Source organism: Erysipelothrix amsterdamensis, from assembly GCF_940143175.1.
GTDB lineage: Bacteria > Bacillota_I > Bacilli_A > Erysipelotrichales > Erysipelotrichaceae > Erysipelothrix > Erysipelothrix amsterdamensis.
Map to the genome: position 1 here is coordinate 314,711 of NZ_OW659496.1, position 14,300 is coordinate 329,010.

Annotated in this window: 13 protein-coding genes; 12 read left to right on the forward strand and 1 reads right to left on the reverse strand. The window is 36.5% G+C overall.

Going from position 1 to position 14,300, the window contains the following annotated elements:
• Positions 1-165: 165 nt before the first annotated feature.
• The 6 genes from NMG63_RS01445 to NMG63_RS01470 all read left to right on the forward strand — a co-directional run bounded on the left by NMG63_RS01445 (position 166) and on the right by NMG63_RS01470 (position 8,046).
• Positions 166-366, forward strand: a complete 201-nt coding sequence (locus tag NMG63_RS01445) for a cold-shock protein (protein WP_003775691.1) — start codon at positions 166-168, stop codon at positions 364-366.
• Between the two features lie 234 nt (positions 367-600).
• Complete coding sequence (locus NMG63_RS01450) at positions 601-5,154, forward strand: S8 family serine peptidase (RefSeq protein WP_254007233.1); 4,554 nt, start codon at positions 601-603, stop codon at positions 5,152-5,154.
• A 112-nt stretch (positions 5,155-5,266) separates the two neighbouring features.
• Positions 5,267-6,115 (forward strand): undecaprenyl-diphosphate phosphatase, encoded by an 849-nt coding sequence (locus tag NMG63_RS01455; RefSeq protein ID WP_254007234.1) that lies wholly within the window; start codon positions 5,267-5,269, stop codon positions 6,113-6,115.
• 109 nt (positions 6,116-6,224) lie between these two features.
• Entirely contained in the window at positions 6,225-6,818 is a 594-nt protein-coding gene (locus NMG63_RS01460) for a PepSY domain-containing protein (protein WP_254007235.1), read from the forward strand.
• A 22-nt stretch (positions 6,819-6,840) separates the two neighbouring features.
• Positions 6,841-7,371: a dihydrofolate reductase family protein gene (locus NMG63_RS01465; protein ID WP_254007236.1), complete on the forward strand. Its 531-nt coding sequence runs from the start codon at positions 6,841-6,843 to the stop codon at positions 7,369-7,371.
• A gap of 141 nt (positions 7,372-7,512) precedes the next feature.
• Positions 7,513-8,046: a TetR/AcrR family transcriptional regulator gene (locus tag NMG63_RS01470; RefSeq protein ID WP_254007237.1), complete on the forward strand. Its 534-nt coding sequence runs from the start codon at positions 7,513-7,515 to the stop codon at positions 8,044-8,046.
• A 40-nt stretch (positions 8,047-8,086) separates the two neighbouring features.
• Here the strand turns inward: NMG63_RS01470 and NMG63_RS01475 are convergent, their stop codons facing one another.
• On the reverse strand, positions 8,087-8,587 hold the full coding sequence (locus tag NMG63_RS01475) for an FUSC family protein (RefSeq protein ID WP_254007238.1): 501 nt from the start codon (positions 8,585-8,587) through the stop codon (positions 8,087-8,089).
• Positions 8,588-9,119: 532 nt separating this feature from the next.
• Here NMG63_RS01475 and NMG63_RS01480 point away from each other — a divergent pair.
• The 6 genes from NMG63_RS01480 to NMG63_RS01505 all read left to right on the forward strand — a co-directional run bounded on the left by NMG63_RS01480 (position 9,120) and on the right by NMG63_RS01505 (position 14,296).
• The gene (locus NMG63_RS01480; protein WP_254007239.1) at positions 9,120-9,230 is read left to right on the forward strand and encodes an AgrD family cyclic lactone autoinducer peptide; all 111 of its coding nucleotides are present in this window, start codon (positions 9,120-9,122) and stop codon (positions 9,228-9,230) included.
• Between the two features lie 96 nt (positions 9,231-9,326).
• On the forward strand, positions 9,327-10,046 hold the full coding sequence (locus NMG63_RS01485) for a LytR/AlgR family response regulator transcription factor (RefSeq protein ID WP_254007240.1): 720 nt from the start codon (positions 9,327-9,329) through the stop codon (positions 10,044-10,046).
• Entirely contained in the window at positions 10,047-11,345 is a 1,299-nt protein-coding gene (locus NMG63_RS01490) for a sensor histidine kinase (protein ID WP_254007241.1), read from the forward strand. It abuts the gene before it with no gap.
• A gap of 80 nt (positions 11,346-11,425) precedes the next feature.
• Positions 11,426-11,989: an accessory gene regulator B family protein gene (locus tag NMG63_RS01495; protein WP_123171874.1), complete on the forward strand. Its 564-nt coding sequence runs from the start codon at positions 11,426-11,428 to the stop codon at positions 11,987-11,989.
• A gap of 81 nt (positions 11,990-12,070) precedes the next feature.
• Positions 12,071-12,532 (forward strand): DUF5680 domain-containing protein, encoded by a 462-nt coding sequence (locus NMG63_RS01500; protein WP_123171873.1) that lies wholly within the window; start codon positions 12,071-12,073, stop codon positions 12,530-12,532.
• Positions 12,533-12,979: 447 nt separating this feature from the next.
• The gene (locus tag NMG63_RS01505; protein ID WP_254007242.1) at positions 12,980-14,296 is read left to right on the forward strand and encodes a uracil-xanthine permease family protein; all 1,317 of its coding nucleotides are present in this window, start codon (positions 12,980-12,982) and stop codon (positions 14,294-14,296) included.
• Positions 14,297-14,300 lie beyond the last annotated feature (4 nt).

Genomic DNA, 14,300 nt, shown 5'->3' on the forward strand with positions numbered 1-14,300 from the left:
GAAAGTTTTGAATGTGGTATTTTGGTGAGAAATGAATAAGTTTAAATGTTTAGTAGTAATTAGCAAAATGATGTGATATACTTTAGAAGTTAAAAGATACTCATTGCAATTGTGTGAACAAGGTAAGCATGACCTTCTTAATTAACTAGAACTGGAGGCATACTTATGGAATCAGGAAAAGTAAAATTCTTTAATGCAGATAAAGGTTTTGGATTCATCATCACTGACAGTGGAAAAGAAATTTTCGTACACTACTCAGGAATCATCAGCGATGGTTTTAAAACTTTAAATGACGGTGATGTTGTTACTTTCGATATTGAAAGTGATACACGTGGTGATAAAGCTATCAACGTTAAAGTTGCTTAATTAAAACATTATCATTTAACTCTCGGTAACGAGAGTTTTTTTGTGCCAATTCACGGGCACTTTTTTGTTTTTGTAGAATATTTCCCACCTTGCAATGCTCAAAATTTGATATAAAATCACGCGATTCTTGATGAATTTTGGAACTTTCTTAAATCTTGACCATAATAAAAATAATTCATGTATTATAAAAAAAAGAAAATAATAAATACTATATATAAGGATAGCGGTGATTTTATGAGAAAAAGATTTAAAACGATGATGCCATTGGTCTTATCACTCCTTTTAGTGATAACAACCGGTACAAATATTCGTGCAAACGATGAGGGAACATTAGCTGAACTCACAGCTCTGGATGATGTATCGATCGTTCAAACAATCTTGGATGAAGAAGATACAAGTACTCAAGAGGATGACCCAGAAGTTTCTGTGGACCCAAGTGTCCCCGTCGATATTATTGTGGAACTTGAAGCACGGCCAATTTTAGATTACGAAAATGAGATAAGACAAGTAGGAAGTTTGGGTGAGTTTTCGGAAACGAAACAGGCTCAAGACCTTGAAGCGAATTTAATCAAATCTCATGAAGTTGTAGTGGATAAGATTGCGGAAGTGATACAAAAAGATGTAGCGGTAGATAGTAACTTCACACGAGTTATGAATGGTTTTTCGCTTAAGGCTTCATTGGATGATCTTAATTTAATTAAAGATATCGAAGGGGTTAAGAGTGCGTTTGTGAGTCAAACATACGAGATTCCAGAACCCCAAATGGTTGATAGTAATCGTACTATTGGTTCGGATACGGTTTGGACACAATCCCATTACAAAGGTGAGAATACTGTGGTGGCGGTATTGGATACGGGTCTCGATACAGGCCATCCAGCATTTGCTGTAGCGCCAACACAATTTAGAATTAATAAACAAAAAATTCAGTCAGTACTTAATAATAAAAAACTGAAAGCAATAGCCAATACTCCCGGTTTAACCGTAGATCAAGTATATATTAATGATAAAGTTCCGTTTGTTTATGACTATGCGGATAAAGATGCAATTGTTGATCCAAGTGCGCATAATTATGGACGTTTAGCGCATGGTACCCACGTTGCGGGAACGGTAGCAGGAAAAGATCAAGCAGATTTTAGAGGTGTTGCACCGGAAGCACAACTGATGATTTTTAAAGTATTTAGTGATAAAGGTGGCGGTGCCAGTGATATCAGCTTAGTATCAGCGTTAGAAGATTGTGTTTATTTAGGCGTTGATGTTATAAATATGAGTTTAGGAAGTGATGCAGGTTATATGCATGATTCCTACAAACCAACAAATGATATGTACAATCGTATTCGTGATAACGGAATTGTACTTGATGTGGCGGCAGGAAATGCTATGTCGTCTTCTGAAAAAAACTTATATGGTAATGACTTAACGCTTGCCTCAGATCCTGATCACGGTATTGTTGGGAGCCCTTCAACTTATGCATCACCCATCTCTGTTGCAAGTGTAAACAATACAAAATATCGTCCTGGTAGTAAAACGATTGATCCAACTCAAGTTACCTTATCAGGTTTCTCCAGTATCGGTACAACACCTAATATCAGTATTAAACCTGAGATTTCGGCGCCAGGAGCATGGATACGCTCCGCGATGCCTCGTTTAAACGGTCAAAACTACGATGAAATGTCCGGAACATCCATGGCAACACCTCATGTTGCAGGTGCATCCGCATTAATGAAACAGTACTTAAACGATAAATTTGGTAATTTAACGAACATTCAAAAAATGGAACTCACTAATAATTTACTGATGAGTACCGCGCATCCAATCGTCCAAAAAGATGGAGCACCACAACCAGTCCGAAAGCAAGGTGCTGGAATGATGGATATCAATGCAGCCATTAAGACACCAGTCTATTTAAGCGTTGATCCAAAACAAAATCATGATGGATCCAATCGTCCTAAAATCGAATTGGGGGATGATCAAAACAAGACGGGAAATTATACGTTAAAATTTAAAGTTACCAATATGGGAACGCAAACCGAAACGTATCAGATTCAAGAAAAAGTAAGTGTACCCGCAATCAAACGCAGTATCATGGATGATCATCGAGAACGTGCGTTTATGACAGATGATAATCGCAGTGTGGATGTAACACGTTCAGGTGTAACCTCCATAACCGTAAAAGCAAAAGAAACAAAAGATGTATCGATTACAGTCCAGCTTACACAAGCTGAGAAAACACGTCTTAACCAAGAATTTGAAAATGGTACGTATGTAGAGGGGTTTGTGCAACTCACACACGCAAGTCATCCGCAAATAAGTATTCCATTTCTCGCTTTCTATGGAGATTGGGAAAAAGCACCGATTTTTGATCATGCTGCGGAATATGAAATGGGTGTTCGTGCAAGCAATTATGCACACCGTTACTTATCCGATAAAATGCCGATGGGTGGTAATATTTTTGATCGTCGTATGATTCATACAAACCCAAGTCGTTTTGTCATCTCACCCAATGGTGATGGCTTATACGATAAACTCAGTGGTATTAATTTAGGTCAATTAAGAAACGTTGAATCCATGACGATGGAAATTACCAACAAACAAACAAAAAAGGTCATTATGAAAGAAGAACGACCCAATATTCGCAAAACATTCTACAACAATTCCTATGGAAAACAAGTTCCTAATCTACTCTTTTGGCCATTCTCAGCCTTCACAGGTCTTGATCAACAGAAAAACCCACTACCCGAAGGGCGATATGATATGAAAATCAGCGCAGATTTAGGGTATCGTAAGGGAATTGACCAAGAGATTGTTCATACAATCCACGTTGATAACACCAAACCTGTCATTCCTCAAGATAAAATTAAGTTTACGGAAAAAAATGGCACAGTCATGATGCATGTGGAAAGTAATGACAACACATTCTTAACACAGACAGCACTCTACCCCGTTTATAATGGTAAAGTACAAGTAAATCGTCCTTTAAAGAAACAATATACACCTTATGATCTCGTCTCACGTCACGCTTTTGATGTAGATGTGACAAACTTAAAAGGGCATGAAGTGGTTATTTCCGCAGTTGATGCAGGAATGCTTGAAACGAACTATAAAACAGTCGTCCCCGGGACACCGAAACCACATCTTAAAGTTGATGAATTCAAAATTAAGGTAGGAGCACAAGTAGAGCTTGAACCGGGTAATTTTAAATGGCAAACACCTACATTTGAATCTGAAGACCCTGAGATTGCGGATGTGAATGATAAAGGACTTGTGACGGGCTTAAAACCAGGAGCAACCTTTATTAAAATAAAAGATAAAAACGGTATTGATCTTGTAGCGTTGATTGAAGTGTTTGAAGAAGAATCGTTTAAACTTCAGATGAAGGTTGGAGAAAAACGCCAACTTGTTTCATATAATTTAGAAGGAAAACGGACCTTCGATTCTGATGCACCTCATATTGTATCAGCGCGTGATACCGGAGAAATTGAAGCACATCAAAAAGGTAAAGCAAAAATTACGGTACAAAATGCCTATGAAAAATTAGAGTATGAGGTGGAAGTAGTAGATCAACCACAATATAAGCCAACATTACGTTTTGATAAAAGTGTATATGAAATTAACTCGGGTGAAGTCGTTTCACCAAAATTCATCATTGAAAACAATGATCCAAGTAATCCACAAGTTGTAACGCGATTACTTACAAGTAATGAAGAACACGTAAGTATTGCAGGGCTCAAATTTACAGGAGAGCATGCGGGTGAAGCAGCTGTCATTGCGGAACTCAAAAACGGAACACGTGCTGTTGCGAAGGTAAAAGTAGGGGGATTGGATACTAAAAAACTTGATATCCTAATCAGTCAGGCATCAAATCTTAATGCAGATGATTACACCAAAACATCCTTCACATCCCTTACAACAACACTTCAGGAAGCAAAAGCGCTTCGCAAACAAAAAGGTATTGATCAAAGCCACATTGATTCTATGGTAGACAAACTTGAACAAGCAATCAATCAACTTGTTCAAGTGATTAAAAACCTGCCGAATACGATGACGGTAGAGGTCGGAAACACGTTTAAATTAAGTCCAAAACCTGCACAAGGAAAATGGGTTTGGGATGCAGAGTACCTTGAAGGAACGCCTCAAAATAACGAACAGGACATGATGTTTAAAGGTCTTAAAGAAGGTCAAACGGATGTGCGTTATCGCACCAAAGACGGCGAAGAACAATCTGTAGCCGTTACCGTTAAACCTAAACCTAAACCTGTAGAAATCGATCCAGTCGTACCAACTGATCCTGTAGATCCAGTGAAGCCAACTGATCCCGTAGATCCGGTGAAGCCAACTGATCCTGTAGATCCGGTAAAACCAACTGATCCCGTAGATCCGGTAAAACCAACTGATCCCGTAGATCCGGTGAAGCCAACTGATCCTGTAGATCCGGTAAAACCAACTGATCCCGTAGATCCGGTGAAACCAACTGATCCCGTAGATCCGGTAAAACCAACTGATCCCGTTAATCCGGTAAAGCCGACCGACCCTACCAAACCTGTAAAACCTGTAGATGGCGGTTTAAAACCGATTGATGATCTGAAAAAACCAATTGTTAAGCCAAAAGATCCTGTTGTCCAGCCACCACAGGTGGAAAGTGTTAAACAAGAAAAGCCAATGATTCGTTTTGGTATTGCAAGTGAATCGTTACCTCAAACCGGAGTAACACCGCAATATCATGGTTATACACTCCTTGGATTGGGACTTATAATTCGTGTTATCAATGATAAAAAGAATCGCATGAAATAATTTATCCATGATCTTTTAACTGAAATTTACATCAAATTCATCACAATGAGTGTTCAATATGTTATTCTAATCATAGTCTGTTAAGGCATAATATAAATAGGAGGACTCTAGTTTGATTGAGTTATTAAAAGTTATAATCCTCGGTATTGTTGAAGGAATTACAGAATGGTTACCGATTAGTAGTACAGGACATATGATTCTTGTTGATGAATTCCTTAAACTGAATGCACGACCTGAATTTAAATCAATGTTCTTTGTTGTAATACAATTGGGTGCGATTCTTGCCGTTGTCGTTATTTATTGGCATAAACTCTTTCCATTTAAGAAAAATAAAGATGGAAAAATTACCGTTGAAAAAAACATTATCGATATGTGGTTAAAGATTGTCGTTGCATGTATTCCAGCTGGAATTGTTGGAATTCTATTTGATGATTGGATTGATGCACATTTGTATAATCCGACAGTCGTTGCAATTATGTTAATCTTATTCGGTATTATTTTTATCGTGGTCGAAAACCGTAATAAAGATTCAAAACCTAGAATCACAAAAATTTCTGAAATTACATACCAAACTGCATTAATTATCGGTTTATTTCAATTGATTGCTGCAGTATTTCCAGGAACATCACGTTCTGGCGCAACCATCGTGGGTGCATTAATATTTGGTGTATCACGAATTGTCGCAACTGAATTTACGTTCTTCTTAGCTGTTCCTGTTATGTTTGGAGCAAGTATTTTGAAATTAGCGAAGTTCTTCATTAAAGGAAATGGATTTATGTTTTCAGAATTTGGTTTGCTCGTAGTAGGGATGGTTGTTTCATTCATTGTCTCAGTATTCGCAATTCGATTCTTATTGAATTATCTTAAGAAGAATGACTTTAAAGCATTTGGTGTTTACCGAATTGTTTTAGGAATTATCGTGCTCTTATTCTTCTATGTAGTAAAACCATTATTATTCTAAAAGAAGCTTCGGCTTCTTTTTTCTAATTAAAATCACAATACAACACACAGTTGTTCAAGCAAGTGTGTGCTAAAATAGAAATAGAAAAGAATGAGGAAGGACTGTCGACATGAAAAAGATCATTTGTATTTGTTTGATGCTAGGAATCGTTACCGGATGTGCAGATCGTGGTAAAACTGCGACTACGGTGAAACCTCGTCCCATCGATAAAGAGGTTCATAAACTTCCGCCTGTCAAACCGAATACAGAAAATCCTAATCATCTTCCGGATGTCTCATTTGAAGATGCCCTTGAATTCTATTTTTCTTTACATGATGAACAATCAATTATTACAGAGATTGCTTATCGTCCCCTTCATGAAGAAGGTGTTTATGAGGTCAAGGCAGCGATTGAAGACAGTGAAGTTGAAATTGTATTTAATAATAATCATGCAATACTCTCAGAGACAAATGAATATTTGGATCATGAAGAATTGATTGAAGTCGAGCGGGATGGATTTACGCGTGATGAACTAGATACGATAATCCCTGTATCAGAAGCAATGCATCAAGCTATTAAGTTCAAACCCGGACATTTTGTGGAAGTTGAACTTAAAAAAGAAAAAGATTTGTTTATATATGAAGTTGAAATCGTTGGAGCGCATCAAAAGTCGATCGACATCAAGGTTGATGCGATCACAGGTAAAGTTCTGCGTGAAGATTAGTTTATGAAACTTAGAAAGTATTATGATGAGAAAAATTAAATTATTTATTGCCATGAGTTTGGATGGCTATATTGCGGATGAAAAGGGTTCAATTGATTGGTTGGAGCCTTATAACTCTGGAGATGATGACACTTATGATTTGTTTTACAAAACCGTTGATACTGTCGTCATGGGACGGAAAACATACGAACAGGTGACTGAAGAACTTTCACCAGATGTATATCCGTATGAGGATTCGTATACCTATGTTATTTCATCACAAGATCTAAAGCCTCGAGATAACATGACTGTCATCTCGGAAGATGTCGTCGCAGTTCTCAATTCGATAAAACACCAAGAGGGTAAAGATCTCTGGATTGTCGGTGGGGCAAGGTTGGTTTCAGCACTTGTGGATGCATCCATTATTGATGAGTATTGGATTGCGGTTGCGCCGGTCTTACTCGGCAAGGGGATAGCGCTATTTGAAGAATCGATAAACATGGAACATCTTCATTTGGTGGAAAGTTTTACCAAAGGTCAATTGGTTTATTTGAAGTATGAGAAGCGCAGTTAAATGCGCTTTTTTTGTTGTTTTAATACGTAATCGATTTTATTATGAAATAAGTGTGAAAAATGACCGCGAATGTCCTTGACTTGTACATGTGGCAGTTGTATTATAAGTGGAATGACACACTTATGTCGCAAAGAGGTTATGATGAAACAACAAGAAATTATTAGAAGAACTGTGCCCTTTATAATTATGAATCCTACTGCTACGGTGAATGATATCGCAAAAAATGCAGGTATCAGTCGTGCTACGTTTCACCGTACATTTACAGGACGTGACGAGCTTTATGATGTAATGGCTCGAGCATGTATTGAAGAAATTGATACCGCACTTAAGGGTCTCGAACGCAAGCTGGATTTATTTGAATCGTTAAAAGATATTGTGGATGTGCTCATTGAACTGGGTGATCGTGTGTATTTTTTATATTATTATCCGGATGGTTTAAACTCGGATGAACTACGACAAGAATGTCATGCAATCTTAAAACCTCTTTATACGGTTGTGATTAAAATGTATAAAAAGAAGATGTTGAATCAGAAGGTTAATGAAGGTTGGATTATCAATACGATTAATAATTATGTTTCAATTGCTTGGGTTCAAGTATATGTGGGTAATGTAACGCAAGAAGAAGCCGTTGAGAATACAATGCAAATGTTGCTTCATGGCATCGTATCATATTAAAAAAAGTCTCAACGACATGTCCCGTTGAGACTTTTTAATTTTAAGATAATTCTTCTTTATGGTTGATGTATTTATTAATAATCACGGATATAAAGATACCAAAGAGTGTTTCAAGAATGCGTCGAATCATATATTGTATTGCGTCGCCTTGGGTGCCATTATGATTGAGTAAGACAGCAAGAACAAGAATGGCTGACATGGATGTAGCATACTCGCGTAGATTTAAAATTTTACAGAGTGTTAGATCGACTAAAAGTACAACTACAATTAGTACTGTATAGGTTAAGGATTCACTGGGAATATTAAAATAGATTGTAATGAGAAGAAATAAGATTCCAATGATTCCTCCAAATAAAGTCCCTAAGATACGATCAAGTGAAGCACGCACTGCATGTTCTGGGGATGACTTCATCATTAAAACGGCGGTAATCGCTGCATAGAAGGGAGCAGGATAGTTTAACGTCCAAGCAGTGACGAGACAGATTGCAACCGCAAGGGTTGTTTTTAGAATTCGTAAACCGGGTAAATATTTCGTGTCCATGTGGCACCTCATGTTTCTTTTTTGTGTAAAAATACAAAATATCCTTAATTTCATACAAATTATACATAAAATATCAAAATATGTCATTCTTCCGTTATTATAGGTTTGCATAACAATACAAAAAAAAATCATAACCTTCTTTGTATGTATGCAGCACACACCATAATAATGATTCATCAGTGTGTGATGAATCGTGTGCAACCGTCTTTGGTGAGACGACTGCTTTTCGATGAAGTTAAGTAACAGTTAGGAATGTTCAAACGAAGATGAACACACTTCGGAGCTCTTATTTAGGTATGGTGGGATATTCTAAATAGTACATTGACTTCCTATAAATCATTATATCGCACATAATCGATTTGTACGCTTGGTTATACTTGACCATATACTCAAGCATTGTTACTTCAGTTATTACGAATAACGATCCGTTTGCATTCTATCATACATGTAAACGAAGCACATCGTACCAAAATTTGTTTTGATCAAGGGGATGTGAAGCAATACAGATATTTGGGGCGGAAGGAGGAGGCCAATGAAAAAAATAGTTAATCACGTAGTACATGGTTTGTTGAAAATTTCAGATCAAGCTACGACATTATCACTATGGTCTTTCTATAAGCCAGAATTGCCAAAGAAAAAATAATAAAGAACCTTGGTTAGTAACGGACCAAGGTTTTTTTTATGGCTTCAATTTTTGATTGGGGTTATGCTATAATTTAGGCAAAGGAATGGTATGGTTATGATTAAAATAGCAATTGTTGATGATGAAACGATAATGCATGATCGTCTTCGGGAAGTTGTGAATCAAACACTGCTTAGTAGAGATATTGATTATCGCATCTTAATCTTTGATAATCCCGATGATGTATTGTCATGTGTTAAACAGACCAAGATTGATATTGTTTTATTGGATATCGAGTTGGGTTCTCGAAATGGTGTGGAGTTAGCGAAACGCCTTTCTTTGGATAGTCCAAGTACCGTCGTTGTGTTTATCACTTCTTATGAGGGCTATATTAAGGACGCATTTGGTCTTAATGTTTATGACTATATCTTGAAGCAAGAATTGGATTTGCAGTTGCCAGAGGCGTTAATTCAGCTTACAACGCGTCTTACACAGCGTGACAGTGTTGTTTTTAAGTTTGATTCAGGGATTTTAAATTTAGAGCTTATGGAAATTGTTTTTGCTTTGTATGAAAATCGTAATATAACGATTTTTACTCAAGATGAATCCTATGTCATGAAGTCAACCAGTCTCACAAAAGTGTATGAGAGTTTACCTGAATCGATGTTTATTCAACCTAATAGTCGTTATATTGTGAATATGATGTATATTCAAGAGATGCGAAAAGGGGTTATCAAACTGAAGGGGTATGATGATCTGATTGAAGTATCACGCGGTCAGTTTAAAAATTTATATCAAAATTACTTGGATTTCTTAGTAGAAAGTGAGCGATTGTAGATGACAAATGAAGGCATGATGTTTATTGGGGAAGCATTGTTTTGTCTTTTAGATGTATTGTTGCTTTTTAGAGCGGCGCAAGTCTTTCTTACAACTAAAGATAATCATAAATTCAAATTCTGGGGTGTTACCTTCCTAACATCCTTTTTAATTTTTAGCGCAACCGTATCGACAGCGTTTTCCTCCTTTGTTTCGATTATTATGGGGGTGCTGCTGGTTGTTTATGTATTTGTGCTTTTTGATGGAAGTGTTTTTGCGAAGGTCATGTCCGCAATTGTTTATTACCTGCTGTTAGGAATTATCACAATTCTTGTAATATCCGCAGTTGTAAAGATTACCAATATTCAAGTTGATGTCTTGATGGGTGCAACCGAATTACGAATGATTGTGATGTTTGGCATTAAGACCATAACAATCATTCTCATTGAGTTATTACGACGGTTTTTAGGGCCAAAGCAGTTTACCCAAGATATTTTCGTATCCAACTATACACTCGGTTATCTTGTCGTGAATCTTCTCGTAATCATTGTACTTTTTGATATTGTTTTGACTCAAGATTATATTATTTCTAAAAATCTTATCTTTTACTTTATTATCATCCAGACTATCTTAATTTCAATCATGTTTATGATTATCAGTAACTACTTTGAAATGAAGGTCAAAAACGAGACCTATCAAACGATGATTGATGCGTTTAATTTATACCAAAAACGTGAAGTGGAACGTGTAGAATCGGATGTGGAAGTGTTAAAACTTAAACATGATCTCAAAAATCATATGGCATCTTTATCGTATATGATCGAGTCTGGGAAAGATGATGAAGCCCGTAATTATATCCATGAACTGATTCATCATGAGGCTTTGAAAACGTATGTGAATACACCCAATCCCGTTATTAATGCCATCGTAAACTCTAAGATCACTCAAAATCCACACATCCATTTTGTAACCCGTGTCGGTATTTCTGAATTTAAAATTGAGCCGTATGATCTAACGGTATTATTGGGAAACGCTTTAGACAATGCGATTGAAGCTGCAGGAAAATGCGAACGTAATCGTGTGGTGAAGTTATATCTTGAAGAGAACAGCCAGTTTTGTAAGATTCAAGTTTTAAATACATTTCATGAAATGCCACGAATGAAAGATGGTGTTTACCTTTCTTCAAAACGACTTGGGGATAAACGTGGTTTTGGGATGGTTGCTATGAAAGAGACAACTGAAAAATACTTGGGAAGAATGGACAGTAAAATTGAAGATGATTATTTCAAACTCACGTTGATTCTTTCGAAATCATCATAATATGCATAAAAAGATACAATATAAACCATTTCGATTTATCATGTATCTTTTTTTCATATAATACAAATAAGAGGTGTTACATGAAAAAAATATCATTGAAATTAAGTCATAATTTTTATAAGTACGGATATATTGATGAAGATGATTGTGATCGCATGCGCTTTGCTTTGGAAGTCGTGATGTCCAATCTTTTTACTTTTGGTTTTATCATTCTCATGGGTATCGTATTTCATTGCTTTCGACCAACACTTGCATTTGTCGTGATGTTAGGGGCGCTTCGAAGTTTAGATGATACGTTTCATTCAAATACATTTCTTGGTTGCTTTACCATGACAGTTTTTGCATATATCTTTTCGGTATTTGGACCAAGTGTTATCGATACAAGTTTTAAAGTCCCTTATATGTTATTATCTTCGGCTTTTTGTGGGTCGATTATGCTTGTGTTTTTGTTTAATCGAAACAATATTCAATTAAATAAGAACTCTGGATTTATGAGTTATATTATTATCATGTGCATCATTTTATTTATTCTAACCCTAGCCCTCCCAAGTATCTTTGATATTATTTTGGTAGTAATGAATGTCATTATGGTAGTAACGGTAACGTTTGCTTTAGGACAAATTATTCATCTTCGTGAATCATAATTAAGCACTATGATATTTATCCTCTAAGTCTGTGTCAACTAAGTGTAGAAACCATAATATAACTAAAAGAGGGAGATTGTTATGAATTATGAAGCGTTAATTGTTTTCCTAATTGAAGCCAAAAAAAATACTTATGCATCAGGTTTTGGAAAAGTAGATAGTAGTCGACCGCATTCATATGATTTAGAGTTTAATTCAGGAGAGTACAAATACATTGATAGTTATTTAGGTACTCATTTGTTCACTGGTGAAGAAGCAATCTGGAATCAATTAAATCCTGTTTGGGCAATGAATTACAGTGGAAGGGTCATCAATGAAGAAAAATTTTCAAGCAAGTTCTTGAAAAAGGCCTTGATGGAGCCAACAATTGATTATCCATTTAGGGGTAAACCGTTTTATTCTGAAGGTGATTATACCTATGTAATGGAGGCAAATGGTGATTTTTCTTGGTTTGTCGGCAGAGAACTTATCTTTAATAAAGACGAATTAGTGTACGAACTCAATTTTCATGGGGGATTAGTTTTAGATACTCATTTTGATTAATATTCACATAATGAAATGAGTACATCGAGATAAACTTTAAAACCAAACTTAGTTTGGTTTTTTTCTTTTCAAAGCGGGATCAGTAAATATTAGGTATTTTTAAAAGAACTATCTTGTAGTTTCAAAAGTGATTCGCTAATGATTTCCATCAGTTGTACATAGTCGAAGGCTTCTGTTTGGAAATATGATGATATTTCCTACTAAATGGTATTTCACATTTATTTTATACAAGGCTCTTTTAAATTGAACTTGTATTTATCTGAGAACCTATGCTATAATCTCGATAGTATGAGTCCTTTAAGTTGTGACAGAGAGCACAGCAAGGTACGCAGTCAACTTTTGTATTATGATGCATAAAGCTGCTTTTTACCTTATTTAAACTTAAAGGACACCTTCGGGTGTCCTTTTGTATAAAAGACCATACGGGAGAAAGAAGAGGTTTTACACATGAGTCATAATCTTACAGTAGGGGTTCAAGAGAAACCCAGTTCAACAAGCAAGTGGGTTATCCTAAGCTTGCAACATGTCTTTGCGATGTTTGGGGCAACCATTCTCGTACCTTTTTTAACAGGTCTTGATGTTGGGGTCGCACTTGTCGCAAGTGGTATTGGTACCTTAATTTATATTCTATGCACAGGCGCTAAGGTCCCAATTTACTTAGGAAGTTCGTTTGCATATATTGGAAGTGTTGCTGCCGCAATCGCTTCAACGGGAGGCGCAGCAAGTGCTTATACCGGTCTAATGGTTGTAGGTCTGATTTATTTAATCGTTTCCATCGTGATTACTTTTACCGGTAGTGGTTGGATCAAAAAGTTATTACCACCAGTAGTCGTAGGACCGATGATTGTGATCATCGGCTTGTCCCTCGCTCCGACAGCCGTTAAAGAAGCAGGTTTAATGGGTATTGATGTTCTCTTAGAACAAGGTAAGTATGTTGGTGTTCAAGGCGCTGCGTGGAAAGTTCCTTTAGTAGCATTTGTAACATTTATGAGTGTTGTACTCGTTTCAATTAAAGGAAAAGGTTTTATTAAAGTAGTACCGTTCCTTGTGGCGATTTTTGTAGGATACTTTAGTTCTGTTGCATTAGGACTTGTTGATCTTGGAACCGTATTCCAAGGCTATAGTTTTATTCAAATTCCAAAATTCCAATTTATTGGAACATATAAACTTGATTTCACAGCCGTTGCAGCTTTCGCACCATTAGCGCTCGTAACAATTGCGGAACATATTGGAGACCACGTAGTATTAGGTGAAATTACGGGTGAAGATTATCTTGAAAGTCCAGGACTAAACCGTACAATATTAGGAGATGGATTGGCTACATTTGTCTCTGCAGCAATCGGTGGACCTGCAAACACAACTTATGGTGAAAATACAGGGGTAATCGCGATGACGGGTGTAGGATCTGTATATGTGACCGGATTGGCCGCAATCTTCGCAATCTTACTTGGATTCTTAGGATGGGTTCAAGCCTTTATCACAAGTATTCCTTGGGCTGTTATTGGTGGTATGACCATTGTGCTTTATGGATTAATTGCTTCAAATGGTATTAAAGTATTAATTAAAGATCGTACGGATTTATCCGATATGAAAAACTTGGTTGTCGTTGCATCCATGTTGGTGATTGGTCTTGGTGGAGCAAGTGTTCAAATTACATCACAAACTTCATTAACAGGGATGAGTTTAGCGGCAATTGTCGGAATTCTCCTAAACCTTTTCTTGAATTTTATTGATAAACCCAAAGAAATTAAAGAGACTTATTAAAAAA

Coding starts and splice junctions, on each gene's coding strand:
- NMG63_RS01445 (WP_003775691.1), top strand. CDS start 166: ATGGAATCAGGAAAAGTAAAATTCTTTAATGCAGATAAAGGTTTTGGA.
- NMG63_RS01450 (WP_254007233.1), top strand. CDS start 601: ATGAGAAAAAGATTTAAAACGATGATGCCATTGGTCTTATCACTCCTT.
- NMG63_RS01460 (WP_254007235.1), top strand. CDS start 6,225: ATGAAAAAGATCATTTGTATTTGTTTGATGCTAGGAATCGTTACCGGA.
- NMG63_RS01465 (WP_254007236.1), top strand. CDS start 6,841: ATGATGAGAAAAATTAAATTATTTATTGCCATGAGTTTGGATGGCTAT.
- NMG63_RS01470 (WP_254007237.1), top strand. CDS start 7,513: ATGAAACAACAAGAAATTATTAGAAGAACTGTGCCCTTTATAATTATG.
- NMG63_RS01475 (WP_254007238.1), bottom strand. CDS start 8,587: ATGGACACGAAATATTTACCCGGTTTACGAATTCTAAAAACAACCCTT.
- NMG63_RS01480 (WP_254007239.1), top strand. CDS start 9,120: ATGAAAAAAATAGTTAATCACGTAGTACATGGTTTGTTGAAAATTTCA.
- NMG63_RS01485 (WP_254007240.1), top strand. CDS start 9,327: ATGATTAAAATAGCAATTGTTGATGATGAAACGATAATGCATGATCGT.
- NMG63_RS01490 (WP_254007241.1), top strand. CDS start 10,047: ATGACAAATGAAGGCATGATGTTTATTGGGGAAGCATTGTTTTGTCTT.
- NMG63_RS01495 (WP_123171874.1), top strand. CDS start 11,426: ATGAAAAAAATATCATTGAAATTAAGTCATAATTTTTATAAGTACGGA.
- NMG63_RS01500 (WP_123171873.1), top strand. CDS start 12,071: ATGAATTATGAAGCGTTAATTGTTTTCCTAATTGAAGCCAAAAAAAAT.
- NMG63_RS01505 (WP_254007242.1), top strand. CDS start 12,980: ATGAGTCATAATCTTACAGTAGGGGTTCAAGAGAAACCCAGTTCAACA.